Origin of the sequence: Propionibacterium cyclohexanicum, from assembly GCF_900111365.1 — a bacterium.
Classification (GTDB): Bacteria; Actinomycetota; Actinomycetes; order Propionibacteriales; family Propionibacteriaceae; genus Propionibacterium; species Propionibacterium cyclohexanicum.
The window spans coordinates 1-13096 of sequence record NZ_FOGZ01000019.1 but is presented as its reverse complement, the minus strand read 5'-3'; the positions used below and the strand labels follow the sequence as shown (position 1 = coordinate 13096).

General features: G+C 71.4%; 14 protein-coding genes and 1 pseudogene. 1 reads left to right on the top strand and 14 read right to left on the bottom strand.

Going from position 1 to position 13096, the window contains the following annotated elements:
• Nucleotide 1: 1 nt before the first annotated feature.
• The 11 genes from BMX93_RS09220 to BMX93_RS09170 all read right to left on the bottom strand — a co-directional run bounded on the left by BMX93_RS09220 (nucleotide 2) and on the right by BMX93_RS09170 (nucleotide 10097).
• Complete coding sequence (locus BMX93_RS09220) at nucleotides 2–268, bottom strand: DUF6112 family protein (RefSeq protein ID WP_091970344.1); 267 nt, start codon at nucleotides 266–268, stop codon at nucleotides 2–4.
• A complete protein-coding gene (locus tag BMX93_RS09215; protein ID WP_091970342.1) occupies nucleotides 268–1437 on the bottom strand; it encodes a M23 family metallopeptidase in 1170 nt (389 codons plus the stop codon). The genes BMX93_RS09220 and BMX93_RS09215 overlap by 1 nt, the downstream gene beginning before the upstream one ends.
• 17 nt (nucleotides 1438–1454) lie before the next feature.
• On the bottom strand, nucleotides 1455–2141 hold the full coding sequence (locus BMX93_RS09210) for a hypothetical protein (protein ID WP_091970340.1): 687 nt from the start codon (nucleotides 2139–2141) through the stop codon (nucleotides 1455–1457).
• Between the two features lie 68 nt (nucleotides 2142–2209).
• Complete coding sequence (locus BMX93_RS09205) at nucleotides 2210–3280, bottom strand: ParB/RepB/Spo0J family partition protein (protein WP_091970336.1); 1071 nt, start codon at nucleotides 3278–3280, stop codon at nucleotides 2210–2212.
• Nucleotides 3277–4140, bottom strand: coding sequence for a hypothetical protein (locus BMX93_RS09200; RefSeq protein ID WP_091970334.1), 864 nt, complete (start codon nucleotides 4138–4140; stop codon nucleotides 3277–3279). The genes BMX93_RS09205 and BMX93_RS09200 overlap by 4 nt, the downstream gene beginning before the upstream one ends.
• 82 nt (nucleotides 4141–4222) lie before the next feature.
• Entirely contained in the window at nucleotides 4223–4648 is a 426-nt protein-coding gene (locus tag BMX93_RS09195; protein WP_091970332.1) for a hypothetical protein, read from the bottom strand.
• Nucleotides 4645–5301 (bottom strand): DUF2637 domain-containing protein, encoded by a 657-nt coding sequence (locus tag BMX93_RS09190; protein WP_245725814.1) that lies wholly within the window; start codon nucleotides 5299–5301, stop codon nucleotides 4645–4647. Before BMX93_RS09190 ends, BMX93_RS09195 begins: the two co-directional genes overlap by 4 nt.
• Nucleotides 5298–6197 carry a bifunctional DNA primase/polymerase gene (locus BMX93_RS09185; RefSeq protein WP_091970330.1) on the bottom strand — a complete coding sequence of 300 codons (900 nt, stop codon included), beginning with the start codon at nucleotides 6195–6197 and terminating at the stop codon, nucleotides 5298–5300. The genes BMX93_RS09190 and BMX93_RS09185 overlap by 4 nt, the downstream gene beginning before the upstream one ends.
• On the bottom strand, nucleotides 6197–7270 hold the full coding sequence (locus BMX93_RS09180; RefSeq protein ID WP_091970327.1) for an ArdC-like ssDNA-binding domain-containing protein: 1074 nt from the start codon (nucleotides 7268–7270) through the stop codon (nucleotides 6197–6199). The genes BMX93_RS09185 and BMX93_RS09180 overlap by 1 nt, the downstream gene beginning before the upstream one ends.
• A gap of 223 nt (nucleotides 7271–7493) precedes the next feature.
• Entirely contained in the window at nucleotides 7494–8315 is an 822-nt protein-coding gene (locus BMX93_RS09175) for a helix-turn-helix domain-containing protein (protein WP_245725813.1), read from the bottom strand.
• A 297-nt stretch (nucleotides 8316–8612) separates the two neighbouring features.
• On the bottom strand, nucleotides 8613–10097 hold the full coding sequence (locus tag BMX93_RS09170) for an MFS transporter (protein WP_091970323.1): 1485 nt from the start codon (nucleotides 10095–10097) through the stop codon (nucleotides 8613–8615).
• Between the two features lie 44 nt (nucleotides 10098–10141).
• On the opposite strand from BMX93_RS09170, the gene BMX93_RS09165 reads away from it, so the two are divergent.
• Nucleotides 10142–10819, top strand: a complete 678-nt coding sequence (locus tag BMX93_RS09165) for a TetR/AcrR family transcriptional regulator C-terminal domain-containing protein (RefSeq protein ID WP_091970321.1) — start codon at nucleotides 10142–10144, stop codon at nucleotides 10817–10819.
• A 44-nt stretch (nucleotides 10820–10863) separates the two neighbouring features.
• On the opposite strand, the pseudogene BMX93_RS13560 reads toward BMX93_RS09165, so the two are convergent.
• The 3 genes and pseudogenes from BMX93_RS13560 to BMX93_RS09155 form a co-directional block, all read right to left on the bottom strand.
• Nucleotides 10864–10944: pseudogene (locus tag BMX93_RS13560) on the bottom strand (VOC family protein); the annotation flags it as partial.
• A 54-nt stretch (nucleotides 10945–10998) separates the two neighbouring features.
• Nucleotides 10999–11529, bottom strand: coding sequence for a LuxR C-terminal-related transcriptional regulator (locus tag BMX93_RS09160; RefSeq protein ID WP_091970319.1), 531 nt, complete (start codon nucleotides 11527–11529; stop codon nucleotides 10999–11001).
• Nucleotides 11530–11557: 28 nt separating this feature from the next.
• Entirely contained in the window at nucleotides 11558–12640 is a 1083-nt protein-coding gene (locus tag BMX93_RS09155) for a DNA cytosine methyltransferase (protein WP_091970317.1), read from the bottom strand.
• Between the last annotated feature and the right edge of the window lie 456 nt (nucleotides 12641–13096).

Below are 13096 nucleotides of genomic sequence, written 5' to 3'. Positions count from 1 at the left end.
CCTACAGGCGCGTGCCGACGTCGAGCAGGAAGTTGAGCCACGCGACCCCGGCGCCGGCCAGGGCGGCGGCACCGACCGCGACCCACAGGCCGGTGCGGGCTCTCGTGGCGGCGTGGTAGTTGCCGTGGGCGGAGGCGACGGCCCACACGATCGCGCAGACGATGAGCATGAGGACGGCGGTGACTAGGACGAACATGAGCAGCGCGCCGACGATGGAGCGCAGGTCGGTCGCGCCGCCGACGCCGCCGAAGTCGGGGAACACGTCCATCAGCGCAGCCCTCCCGCCGTGCAAGCGGCTGGGGCGGCGTCGCCTGCGGTGATGCCCTCGGCGCCGTGCTCGGTGAGCCAGGCGTCGGCGTCGACGGCCTCGGCGCCGTACCCGCCGGGATGGATCTCCAGATGCAGATGAGGCCCGGTCGAGTGCCCCGAGGAGCCGACATCGCCGATGTGCTGGCCGGCGGTGACGGTCTCGCCTTCGGAGACGTAGATGCCGTCCTGCCACATGTGGATGTAATAGGAGGCGACGCGCTGGCCCTGGACGGTGTGCTCGATGACGATGACCCCGCCGCCGGAGTCGGTGTATCCGGCGCGCACGACCACGCCGTCAGCGACGGCGTAGATGGGGGTTCCGTCCGGGGCGGCGAAGTCGCTGCCGGAGTGGAAGCGCCGCTCGCCGGTGATCGGGTCGTTCCGCCACCCGAACGGGCTGGTCCGCACCCAGCTCCCCTCGGGGAGCGGGAACACGAGGCGCGTCGTCTCGGGCATGACCGTGTCGCTTCCGCCGCCTCCGGAGGCGGCGGGCCGGGTGAGGGCGGTCAGGATCGCCTCGGCGACGGGCTGGTAGTTCTGATACCTGTCCGGGTAGGCGCTCACCTCGACGGCCTGCGCCGCGGCGCCGGGGTCCATGCCCTGCCAGCCGGGGATATCGAGCAGGCCGCGCGGGCTCGGGTAGTTCGGGCCGGACTCGCCGCCGAAGAAGGCGCGGGCCTGGTAGGTCGGGTCCATGAGCTCCGCGACGGTGCCCCACCCGCTTGCGGGGCGCATCTGGAACAGCCCGAGGCTGTCGTGATCGCCGCCGTTGCCGTCGTTCGGGTAGCCGGCAGACTCGGGGTAGGCGCTCGTGTTGGCGAGCATTCGCAGCGAGGATTCGGTGAGCGCGGCCATGAGCGCGATGACGACGCCGGGCCGGCCGACGCCGGCCGTCTGGGCGCCGACCGTGATGATCGTGGCGGCGTGGGTGAGCTGGGTTCTGTTCAGCGTGACCGTCTCGCCGTTCCTCGTGGTCGCGGTCAGCGAGTCGGGCACCGGGCCGACGATCAGCGACGACGAGACGCAGGTCGCGGTCGCGGCCGGGTTCATCAGCACCCCGACGCCGAGCAGCGCCGTGGACGGGCCGAGGAAGGTCAGGGCGACCGCGATCGCGATCAGCTTCTTCATCACCGTGGGGCCGCCGTTCAGCGCAGCGGGTTGTCGAGCTCGGAGAGCCGCAGCAGGCGGCACAGGCCGACGCGGAACTCCGGCGCCGGCGGCGCGCAGACAAGGAACACCGTGAACGACACCGGCCGGGACGCCTCCACCGGCTCCGTGCCCCAGATGCCGGAGCGGTGCCGGGTCCCGGTGATCGTGTAGGCGGCCGCCCCTTGCGGGAGCTGGCCGGGTGCGGCCTGCGCCTCGGCGGTCGTCCACGCCTCGGGCACGGCCGCGGTGTCGATGGTGAGCCACTGGCGGGTCTGATAGGTCGTGAGCTGCGCCCACGCCTCCGCGGTCGGGAGGTAGGCGCGCACGTCGGAGGCGAGCGCGCCAGCCTCCGAGGTGTCGGCCACATCCGCGAGCACCTGCGCGTAATCGGCCGGGGCTGCGCCGGAGAGGGTGTCCCAGGTGAACAGCGCCTCGGCGACCGCACGGGCGAACGCCTCCGCATCCCCGGTCGCCGGCAGCCGTGCCGGCCCTGCCGGCGTGCTCGACGGCGCGGCCGGACTCGTGGCGACGGTGCCGGACCGCGCCGGGTCCGGGCGGGTGTCGCCGGGGCCGCGGACGAGCCCGTAGATGCCGACGCCGACCGCGACCAGCAGGGCGAGGCCACCGGCGATGGCGGCGATGAGCAGGCGGCGGTGACGGCGGGGCTCGGCGGGCTGATCCATTGGTGCCTCCGGGAGTGCGGACGAAGCGTTGTCGCAAGGCAGGTGCGCCCCGCCGCCCGGAGGTCCGATCAGGCGGTGCGTTCGGTCTCGTCCTTGCGTGCGATGCGTGCCGCGTCCGCGAAGGCGACGGTGCCGGTCACGGTCGCCTCGAACCGTGCCCACTGCTCGGCCGTCAGCGCCGGGCCGACCTCAGCCGGGTCGTAGTGCGACCACCACCCGTCGAGCTCGTCCCAAGTCAGGACGAACACCCGCAGCGGGAACGGCACCGGCTCGCCCGGCACAACCGCCGTGAGCGCCGGCCGCTTCGCCTTGCCCCGGCCCTTGCTCGCCTTGACGCGGGCGAGGGCCGCATCCGCCAGGCGCTCCAGCTCCGCGGCCTTCCCCGCCTGCGCGGCGTCGCGGATCGCGGCAGCCTCCGCCCATGCCTGCTCGCGCACGCCGGCGGGCTGAGCGGCGTCGGCGGCAAGCTGGTCGAGCTCGGCCAGCGACAGCTCGGCGTTGATCCGCTGGTGCGAGGCGAACACGCCGCCGCCGGCCTGGATCAGCGCCAGCTCCTCGGCGGCGCGCTGACGCACCCGCTCGGACTGAGTCTGATCGGCGGCGAGGTCCTGGAGCCGGCCGATGCGTTCCAGGGTCGTGTAGGAGTTACGGCCGGTGACCATCTGCGCCGCCTGCGCGCGGGTCTTGCCCGCCGGGTTCTGCGGTGGTGCCAAGTTGGCACCACCGTCCTCTCCGCCCTCGCCGACGGCCCGGAACCGGGTCGCCTCCTGCCGGCGTGCGGCGTCCTCCGCGAGCAATTCCTTCAGCTCCCGGTAGAGGGCGGCGGCCTCCAACTGGGTGAGCGGCTTGTGAAGCAGGTTGTCGTCCTGCTCCGCCAGGAGCTGCCCGAGCCGGTCGGAGATGCCCGACCGCACCCACACGTTCACCGTCTTCCAGCCCAGCCGCTTGATCGCCGCCAGACGCCGGGCACCGCAGATCAGGTGCCCGTCCGGGGTGATCGTGATCGGCTGGAGCAGGCCGTCGCGGCGGATCGAGGCGACCAGCGGGTCAAGGTCGCCCAGGTCCTCACGGTGGCGTCGCCCGACCGTGATCGAGTCGACGGTCCGCTCCAACTCGATGTACCCGGCAGGCGCGCTCATCCCTGCTCACCCCCGCGGGGTCGGCGCGGGGCGGCGAGACTCACCGCCCGCACCAGCTCGTCATCGAGCAGGAGGGCACGCAGCGGCTCGCCGATCAACAGGCGCAGCAGCACCCCGCGCCCGGCGTTGGTGTGCGCGAGCGCGGTGTCCGGCGAGCCGAGGAGGGTCCGCAGCAGCGTCGTCCACGACGCACCGGGGAGATCGAGCAGGGCGCGGGCGTGCCGGTCGCGGCGCAGCACCTCGAACGCTGAGGATCGAGATGCGGCTTCGGCCAGCCGGGAGGCGACGAACTCCACCCCGGCGCGCGCGATGCCAGGCTCCCAGCCGAGCAGGGCCAGCAACGCGATCGCGTCCTCCACCGCCGTCGCCGCGCTGGTCGACGGCTCCGGCCCGGCACCCGGCTCGCCCTCGTCGTCGGGCTCGGGGTCCTCGACGCGGAAGGCGGGGTGGTAGTCGGTCAGCAGGTTCTCCCGGTCGCTGAACCGCTCCGCGTCATGGAACACCGAGTAGCGGGGCCTGCGGGCCTGATGCACCGAGCACAGCAGGCCGTTGGCTCGCTCCTCGGCGATGCAGGTCACCTGCACCGCGCGGGTCACCATCGCCCACGGGTCCTCGGCCCGGCGCACCGAGGCGGAGCGCATCGCGTCGAACGCCGCAGCGGCCGCCTCCCACGGGTCCAGCCCGTGCCGGCGGGCAAGTGCCGCGTACTTCTCGGCCGCATGCCGCATCAGCGCCGCGGCCTCCGGGTCATCCCGCCACGAACCACGCCCGGCCGCGTGCAGACGGTCGAGCAGGGCGCGCAGCCCCTCCGGGTCCTCGAACCTCGCCCGAGACTCGCGGCCGTCCAGTCGTGTCGGCATCACGGCACCTCCTGAACGGCAGGTGCGCACACGGCCCCCAGCAACCGTTGTCGTCGTGGTGCCGGGGGTGCTCATGGCTACCTCAGCCCAGCCCGACCCCGGAGCGCGACACCCACGAGAACCGCTCCCCGGCGCCGCGGCCGAACGCCGATGCCGGCGGCAGCTTCCGCGCCCGCTCGCTCATCGACTGCACCCCGGAGCGGGTCGCCCGGTAGGTCTGGCCGGGCAGCCGGCGGGCACGGCGGGCGAGCTCGGCCTGGAAGTTGATGCCCCGGCCCGCGATCCGTCCACCGCGAGAGACCAGCAACTCTGAGGGGCGCACCCACTCGACGCCGGGACGCGCCTTTTTCTTCGCCGCGACTTCGGTCGTCGTCGCTGCCTGCTTCGTCAGGGACGGGTCGCGGTGTCGGGCCAGGTCCGATGCCTCGCCCGGCTCCGCCTCACGTGTGCGGGTGCGGGCTGGCTCGTCGTCGTGCCCGCGCGGGACGGTGTGCTCGGTGTCGTTCATTCGCTCAGCTCCTCTGCGGTCTCCTGCAAGGCAGGTGCTCCCGCAGCGAGGGCCGGATGGGCGAACCACCGGCCCACAGTGGACGGGGCAACGCCGAGGTGCCGGGCGATCTGCTTGTTCGACCAACCCTCCACCCGAAGGCGCGCCGCGACCCCGCGCCGTCCCATCGGGTCCCGTGCCTCAGCCGCATCCGACACCGCCGAATCGGCGGGCTCCAGTGCGAGCTCTGCGACCGGCGTGCTGTGCTGAGAGCGGACGAGCACGACCGTCAGGTGCGTCGAGGCGAGCAGCACGAGAGGTGGAACCGCGGCCACGCACGCGGCGAGCACGCCGGGCATGTCGGCATCAGCGGCGACGACCGCGTGCAGCGCGTTCGCGGTGACCGAGATGAGCGCCCCGCCGGCGAGCAGCCCCCACGGATACCAGGCCGTTCGCTGGCCGGCCAGGGCGACGACGGCGACCGTGGCGACCACGATCAGCCCATCCACGATCACCGGCCACGCCCATGCCTGCCCGGCGTTCACCCCGGACCGCCGGGCGAGGTCCGCGAGCGCGGTGAAGGACAGCCAGAACGCGCCGGCGGCGATCAGCACCGTCCCGGCGACGGCGGTGACCATCGCGAGCCGCCCGCTCGCCGGCGTGCCGGGGATCACGAGAGCACCTGGCTCTCGACCCGCCGCCCGCGCCGCGGCGCCTCGCCCTGCCCGTACGCGGCGCCCGCGCGCGGTGTAGCGAGCGCGGCGCGGTAAGCGGAGCGGATCGTCACGGCGACCTCCCGCGGCGGCAGGCCCGCGTGCTCGGCCGCCGGACCCAGCGCATCCATCGTCACCGTGGGGTCGACGCCGGCCTCCGCGAGACGGCATGCGGCCCAGAACAGGCCGCGGTTGCGCTCGCCCTCCCCGCGCAGCGCCACCCACGCGGCCAATCGCTCGGCGTCCCCGTCGCGGATCACGCCCCGAGCCCGCGTCATCGAGGGTTCGGGGCGCGGGTCGAGGAAGTCCCGCAGCCGTGCCGCGTCCACTGCGGCGATGCCCCGGTCGGGGCCACCGGCCACGACGTAGCCCGCTCGGGACTCGCCGGTACCGACGTGCGAGGGCGGCACGATGACGTAGCCGCTCTCGCCGCGGAAGTCGATGTGCGGACCGGCGGCCTGCCAGGACGGCTGCGGCCGGGATGGGTCGGCGGGGAAGTAGAGGTGCGCGCCGCCAGACGGCGTGCGCACCACCGCCTGCCATCCCGCGATCAGGCCCGCGCCGCGCGCGCGGTGCAACGCTGGGAACCCGCTGCCCGACGCCTTCCGGTCGACGTCGACGACCTCCAGCCCCGAGGCCCGCCCGGTCGGCACCCCGATGTTCGCGCCCGGCCAGCGCCGCCACCACGCCGCGACCCGCGACAGATCGTTGCTGGCCTCCTGGAAGCCATGCGAGGTGAGCGGGCGCTTGCCGCCGGGCACGCACGGGAACACCGGCAGCCCGGATGCGGCCAGCACCCCGGCCGCCCGAGGCAGGGCCATCCCGGTGACCGAGGCGAACAACGCGGCCGGGTCCATCACAGGCTCCTCGCCAGCTCGGCCGTCCGCGCCGGGCGCGACTGCTCCGGCGCAGGCGCCTCGTGGCGTCGGCCGCTCTCGGTCGCCTGGGCCTCGCGGTCGAGTCCCGGAGGATCGCCGCCGCCGAGCTGGACGGTCGGCAGCGCGTCGAGGATCGCGCCGGCCGCGCGCCGCACCCGCTCCCCGGTGGCCTGCACGACCTCGGCCGGGGACTTGTCCTTGACCGTGCCGGCCCAGCCCGAAACGTAGGGGATCGTGTACGAGCTGGTGTCCATGCCGTGCGCGGCGCCGATCATCAGCGCCACCGACTCGGCCTCGACCTCCGCGATCCCGCGATGCCGCACACCGTCCTCGTTGCCGGGGCCGTGCAGCTTCACATGTGCGAGCTCGTGCGCGAGGGTCTTGGCCTGCGCGGCCGGGTCCATGTTCGCCCGCACCGCGACGGTGCGCGCCTGGTAGTCGGTCAGGCCGTTCGCGCCGCGGATCAGGCCCTCATGCTCGACCCGCAGCACCGAGTAGCCCTCGGCCTCCACGAGCCCGACGAGACCCGCCCACAGGCCCTCCGGCGCCTCGCCGTCCAGCAGAATTGGGCGCGGACGTTCCGGTACCGGGCCGCCGCTGGTCTGCGAGACATCCCACACGTAGGCCGGCTTCGCCCCGACCATCCGGGAGCGCACCACCTCGCCCGGCTTCGGCTTCTCGAAACGATCCAGACGCCGCCACGACTCCGAATCGGACGGGTTGCTCGACGCGAACCGCCCCGTCACCGGAGCGAAGATCATGTAGCCCGGCTGACCCTTCTCGACCTGCCGGCCGAGGGACTGCCATTGCCTGTACCCGGCGACATAGGACGGCTCCGGCTCAGACACACGGCCGGCTTCATAGGCCTCCTCGTGCTGAGCCCAGATCAGCAGCGTGTTCCCGAACGACCGCGCCCGGAACCGCGCCGCGAATTCGAGCGCACGCATCCAGTCCTCACCGGAGACGACCTGCTCGACCGCACCGGCCAGCTTCTCGTGCAGGGCGTCGAGCTTCGCGTCCCGCGCCGCGCGGGCTTCTTCGTCCGTCGCCATGATGACCTCCTCCCGGAGAGGGCCGGAGGCGTGCGCCGGTGGCCCTTGCGACCATGAGGTACGCCGGGAGGATCAGGAAACCAGGACGGACGGAACGGAGAGTGGCGACCGTCAGGCTCCGATGAACCCGACGAGTCCCTACCGGATTACCAGCCCGATCCAGCCATGGGGAGGGGAGGTGGCGATGGTGTCGTTATCGCTTACAGGGATGTCCCGATCCCGGTCACCTGGCCACGCGGGTGCTGGTTCGGTACTCCTGCGGGGTGACCCCGACGCATTGACGAAAGGCTTCGGCTGCGCGACTGCGGCTGGCCCAGCCGACCGCTCTGCCTGCCGCGGTGACGTTCAGGTCGCTGTCACGCAGCAAGTGCGCCATGCGTTCGACGCGGATCATGGTCAGATACGCCAGCGGTGTCTTTCCATATGCCTCGACGAACACCCGTGAAAGCTGCTTGGGTGAGAGATGGACCTCCGCGGCCAGCGCTGCGAGTGTCCACAGCTGCTCAGGAGACTCATGCAGGAGCGTGCGAGCCTGGGCGGCTTCCGCGCGAAGCGGCAGGAACTGCCGTAGCCGTGGCGCGGCGGGGATGATCCGGGCACGTTGGCTCGCTGACATCCGTGCGGGTGTCGTCTTGATGTACGGGATGAGGACATCGAGAACGGCGCAAAGGAGAGCCTGCATCCGGTAGAACCGTTCCGGTGCGGGGCCGTCAAGGGTGAGCGAGACCATCTCATCCAGCCAGGGCATAAGCATGCCTGCTCGTTCCTTTCCTAGGCTCGCCACCTGGGCCGGCTCGCTGTAGACGGTCTCCGCGAACTGCTGCGCGTGGAAACGGTCGGACAGGACGGCCGAGTGTTGCCAGAACACCTGGTCGATCATGTAGTCCGGGTCAAGGTAGATCGTCGTGACGGTGAGATGCTCGTGCGGCTCGTGACCGCACAAGGTGCTGGCGCCGAGGATCACCACATCGCCAAGAGCTACGGATCGCTGCCCGAACTCACTGAACACGATCCCGGAACCCGAGCGGACAAAGATCAGCTTCACGCAGTCGTGGGCTACCGGTGCGGTTGGTTCGTGATGAACGCACGTGCGCGCCATGACCGGCACGAAGGTGGCCCCGGCGTCCCTCGACTGTTTCGCAGCCTGAGCGGCGGGCGCCGACATCGCCTAGCCACCTCATCGGCCCGTGGAGCGAGCCTGCACCCCGATCGGGCAGTTGCCGAGGTCTGCTGCATCCGCTCGATTGCCGCCGAAGTTGGCCAGTTGGACCCGGCCAGCTGCCGGCGAGCCGTGCGCTCGCAGGCAGTCGCGGACCTCGGTCGTGCTCAGCATCCCCTTTGCTCACTTCGACGGCGCGGGGTTCGGGGTGCGCGTGCGGGCGGTGCGGATGAGGGCGGTAGCGAGGAGGGCGACAGCGACGGCGGTGAGGATGAGGACGCCGAGGGTGACGGAGTTCTCGAATGCGGCGGTCTCGGTCGGGGTCCAGGCCGCACCGGTGAGGGCGCCGGCGATGGATGCGGCGATGACGAGCCCGACTACCGCGATGCCGATGCCGGCCGCGACCTCCTGCGCGGTGTCGTTGAGGGCCGCGCCGATCGACGTGCGCTCGGGCGGAAGGCCACGCATCACGTTGATGGTCGCGGTGATCATGGTGATCCGCATGCCGGCGGCGACGAGCACGAGCGCGAGCGCGATGAGTGCGTAGGAGTAGCGGCCGAGCAGTGCGTAGACAAGGAGGCCGGCCACGACGGCGGAGGAGCCATAGAGGCCGGCCTTGTCCATGCCGACCTTCTTGACGATCCGCTCGACGAGGGGGGCGATGGCGATCATGGTCAGCACCTGCGGGAGAGTGCCGAGCGCGGCGAGCGCGGGCGGCCAGCCCCAGGCGAGCTGGAGTTGGAGGGTGACGGTGTAGCCGAGGCCAGCCGTCGCGAGGCCGAGGGCGGCCTGGTAGGTCAGTCCAGTGGCGACCGAGGGGCGGCGGAACAGGGCGAGGTCGATGAGCGGATGTGCAGCCAGCCGCTGGCGAAGGACGAAGCCTATGAGTCCGGCCACGGCGGCACCGGCGGCGACCCAGGGCCACGGGTTGTGCCCGCCGAGGTCGATGAACAGCGTCGGGGCGAGCAGGGCGAGCACGATCGTCGCGGTGCCCAGCAGCGCGCCCACGATGTCGACGGGAACCCGGTGCAGCTCATCGGGCCGGTCGGCGCGGATGCCGAAGCGGACTCCGCCGAACGCGAGGATCGCGATGGGAACGTTGAGCAGCAGCAGCACCTGCCAGGGGGCGACGGCGAGGAGCAGGCCACCGACTGTCGGCCCGATCGCGAGGCCGACAAGCCCCACAGTGGAGATGAGGGCGGTGGCCCGCACCCGCAGCGCGTCGTCGTCGAACAGCCGGAACGACAGCGCCATCGACCCCGGTGCGGTCATCGCCGCCGCGACCCCGATCGCGACCCGAACGGCGACCAAGCCGAGCGGATGGGTGACCAGCAGAATCGAAAGGCTCGCCAACCCGAACAGGGCGAGCCCGACGAGCATCATCCGGCGGCGGCCGAACCGGTCGGCGATCGTGCCGAAGGCGAGCATCAGCCCGCCGAACACGAGCGCGTAGGCGCCGCTGGCCCACTGCAGCTCGGACGCCGAGGCGGACAGGTCCTTGGCGATCGTCGGTAGGGCGACGTTCAGCACGGAGGTGTCCAGCATCTCGATGAGGAACACAGCGGCCAAGCCCGTGAGCGCCGGCCACGCGGCACGGAGCGACTGCGGACGGCCAGAGCCGCTGGCACCTGTGGCGGGGGCGTGGGAAGGATTGGATTGCTGTTCCATAACCTCATATTGGATTACTGTTCCATTCGTGTCAAGATGGATGCATGACCTCGCCGCGCACCGCCGGCCGCCGCCCCAAGGACAACTCGCTGACCCGAGATGCCGTCGTGGCGGCCGCGATCGCGATCCTGGACGAGGCGGGCTCGCCGGGACTCACCTTCCGAACGCTCGCCGAGCGCCTGCACAGTGGCTCGGGCGCGATCCACTGGCACGTGGCGAACCGCCAGGAGCTCCTCGACCTGGCCTGCGATGCGGTCCTCGCCGAGTCCGACATCCCGGCCGGGGCCGGCGATGAGCTCGACGCCATCCGCGACCTTGCGCTGTCCCTGTTCGACACTCTGGATCGGCATCCGTGGATCGGTGCGCACCTGCCCCACAGCCCCGGCCTGTCCAGCAGGCTCCGGGCGCTCGACCGCATCGGCGGTCTGCTGCGCTCGTTCGGTGTCCCTGCCGACCGGCAGTTCTACGTCGCGACCGCGATCTTCACGTACGTGCTCGGCGTGGCGGCTCAGATGTCCCGCAACGCGCAGATCGCCGCTCAGGGCAAGACACAGGACGAGTGGCTCACCGAGCAGTCGCAACGTTGGGCGCAGCTCGATCCGGATGCCTACCCGTTCCTCCGCACGGCGGCGCCCGACCTGCGCGAGCACGACGACCGTGAGCAGTTCGCGACGGGGCTCGACCTGCTCCTGACCGGCATCAGATCGGGCCGCGCGACCTGATCGAGAGCCACTGGCGGGGGTCGCGGTCGCCCGCTCGCCTGTGAGTCAAACGGCGAGACGCGGATGAGGTTCCCGTCCGGGTCCGCGATGACGAAGGCGCGGCCGAAGATGTCGGCATTGGGCTTCGCTCGCAGCATCGCCTATCGACACGGCGACGAGGCGAGGACAAGGCATGTGAGTCAGAGGGTCGGTGGATCACCTGCCCGGACGAGCCCGGTCTCACAGGCGAGCACCACGGTCTGGGCCCGGTTCCGCAACCCGAGTTTGCCGAGCAGGTTGGCGACGTGGGACTTGACCGTCGTCTCGCCGACGATGAGGGCTTCGGCGATTTCGGCGTTGCTCATTCCGCGCGCCACGTGGCCGAGGACCTCGTTCTCCCCGGGAAGCGAGAAGGCCGAGGGCCGCAGCGTCGGGGTTGCGGTCGCCCGAGGTCGCGCGAACCGCTCGACCAGGCGCCGGGTGATCGTGGGTGCCAGGAGCGCGTCTCCGGCCTGCACCGTGCGAACCGCGGCGATGAGGTGGTCGGCCGAGACGTCCTTGAGGAGGAAGCCGCTGGCTCCGGCCTGGAGGGCCGCGTACACGTATCTGTCCAGGTCGAAAGTGGTGAGGATGACGATGCGTGGCACGTCGCCGTCGGCATCGGGGGCGTCTGCGTCCAGGAGCCGCCGGGTCGCTTCGAGGCCGTCGAGGCCGGGTATGTGGATGTCCATGAGGCCGTTGTCAGATCCCGCACGGAAGCTACCAACCGATGGATCGGATCGCCGCTACTGCCTGGCGAGGAAGAACACCGTTGCCGAGCGCGGCAAGCTGCTGAGTCGACGTAAGCCCGAGACCGGACTCTGTAACCCATCCCTCATCCAGTCCCATGAGCCACTCGACAAAGGCAGGGGCGGGGCGCGGGCCGAGCTTCTCGGTCAGGATGGCTGGTTCCGGGGCGGGTCGTCCGGTGATGTGTTCCCATCGGGCGATGGCGGCGGCGTAGCGTCCCCAGCGTCGAAGAACTCCTCGATCAACGCGAACGTCGCCTCCGGTGGGGGCTGGCGTCCGCGCCGGGTCACGAGGTCGATCACCTGATGGCTGAGCGCGATCGTGCCGCGACGGGCCTTCACCTGTACCAACGTCTCGCCACCCCTGGCGGAGTCCGAGGCAAGTGGAGTGCGGAACAGCGCGTCGCGCGAGGATGAAAATGCGGAATCGGGGATGCGGTGCGCCGATGGCGGAAGCGGGTAGGCCGACCCATCGTGCGTCGTACCGGAGGTCGGCCAGGTCTCCGAGTACGGCGCCAAGTGCCCGTAGAGGTCGGGCTGGCTGGTCTCCCAGACCCCACGGGTCGGGTTCCAAACCGCGAAGGGTTGCGTCCTCGGGGGGTGCGGTCTCGGGGTTGCGTTGCTCATCGTCGTCTCCTTCCGTCGTCGCGCGGATCGCGGTTGCCGAAAGCAGCCCCCGGACGTTCTCGATGACGACCCACTCGGGTTGCAGCGCCTCGACGGCGGTCGCCATGTGCGCCCAGAGGCCGGAGCGGGTGCCGTGTTTCAGGCCGGCCATCTTCCCGACCGTGGAGACGTCCTGGCACGGGAAGCCGCCGCAGATCACGTCGACAGGTTCGACGGTGTTCCAGTCGATGGCGGTGATGTCTCCGAGGTTGGGGGCGGCGGGCCAGTGGTGGGCGAAGACGCGGGCGACGGGCTCGTTGATCTCCGAGAACCAGATCGTGCGGGCGCTAAAGACTTCCTCGACGGCGAGGTCGAGTCCGCCGTAGCCGGAGAACAGTGACCCGACCCGCAGCGGGCGATCGTCGTTCTCGTCGTTCGGTTCGCGCATGAGGACTCCGGCAGGCTCTCGATCCCCGGCCGGTACCGCTACGCCTCCTGACCGGGCTGGTCACCTGCCAGGTGCTCGCCCGCCTCCGCACCCGGCCTCGCACCAACCGACCCGGCCCCTCCCGAGCCGTCGTTCCGGCCTTGCCTCAGAGCCACCACGCGTCTTGCAGATCGAGGGCACCGCGAGATTCGTTGTCTCGCGTCGGATGCGACAGACCGCCTCCGCTCACCTGCCCGGTGAGCGGAGGCGGTGGGTCGGTTGACGGTTTCGATGCGCGTGATGAGCGCGGGCGACGGGTACAAGTACCTGCTGCGCACGGTCGCGGCCGGCGACGGGGACAGGTCGCTCTCGACGCCGTTGACGGCTCTTCACAGATGAGGGTGTAGGTGGGGTCTGAAGCCGCCGGTCTCGAGCAGGCTGCGGGCGATGTAGTTGGTGAGGTTGCGGAAGCCGAGG

What these genes read in the sequence shown, in the direction of transcription:
- BMX93_RS09220 (WP_091970344.1), bottom strand. Translation starts at nt 268, where the DNA reads ATGGACGTGTTCCCCGACTTCGGCGGCGTCGGCGGCGCGACCGACCTG.
- BMX93_RS09215 (WP_091970342.1), bottom strand. Translation starts at nt 1,437, where the DNA reads ATGAAGAAGCTGATCGCGATCGCGGTCGCCCTGACCTTCCTCGGCCCG.
- BMX93_RS09210 (WP_091970340.1), bottom strand. Translation starts at nt 2,141, where the DNA reads ATGGATCAGCCCGCCGAGCCCCGCCGTCACCGCCGCCTGCTCATCGCC.
- BMX93_RS09205 (WP_091970336.1), bottom strand. Translation starts at nt 3,280, where the DNA reads ATGAGCGCGCCTGCCGGGTACATCGAGTTGGAGCGGACCGTCGACTCG.
- BMX93_RS09200 (WP_091970334.1), bottom strand. Translation starts at nt 4,140, where the DNA reads ATGCCGACACGACTGGACGGCCGCGAGTCTCGGGCGAGGTTCGAGGAC.
- BMX93_RS09195 (WP_091970332.1), bottom strand. Translation starts at nt 4,648, where the DNA reads ATGAACGACACCGAGCACACCGTCCCGCGCGGGCACGACGACGAGCCA.
- BMX93_RS09185 (WP_091970330.1), bottom strand. Translation starts at nt 6,197, where the DNA reads ATGGACCCGGCCGCGTTGTTCGCCTCGGTCACCGGGATGGCCCTGCCT.
- BMX93_RS09180 (WP_091970327.1), bottom strand. Translation starts at nt 7,270, where the DNA reads ATGGCGACGGACGAAGAAGCCCGCGCGGCGCGGGACGCGAAGCTCGAC.
- BMX93_RS09170 (WP_091970323.1), bottom strand. Translation starts at nt 10,097, where the DNA reads ATGGAACAGCAATCCAATCCTTCCCACGCCCCCGCCACAGGTGCCAGC.
- BMX93_RS09165 (WP_091970321.1), top strand. Translation starts at nt 10,142, where the DNA reads ATGACCTCGCCGCGCACCGCCGGCCGCCGCCCCAAGGACAACTCGCTG.
- BMX93_RS09160 (WP_091970319.1), bottom strand. Translation starts at nt 11,529, where the DNA reads ATGGACATCCACATACCCGGCCTCGACGGCCTCGAAGCGACCCGGCGG.
- BMX93_RS09155 (WP_091970317.1), bottom strand. Translation starts at nt 12,640, where the DNA reads ATGCGCGAACCGAACGACGAGAACGACGATCGCCCGCTGCGGGTCGGG.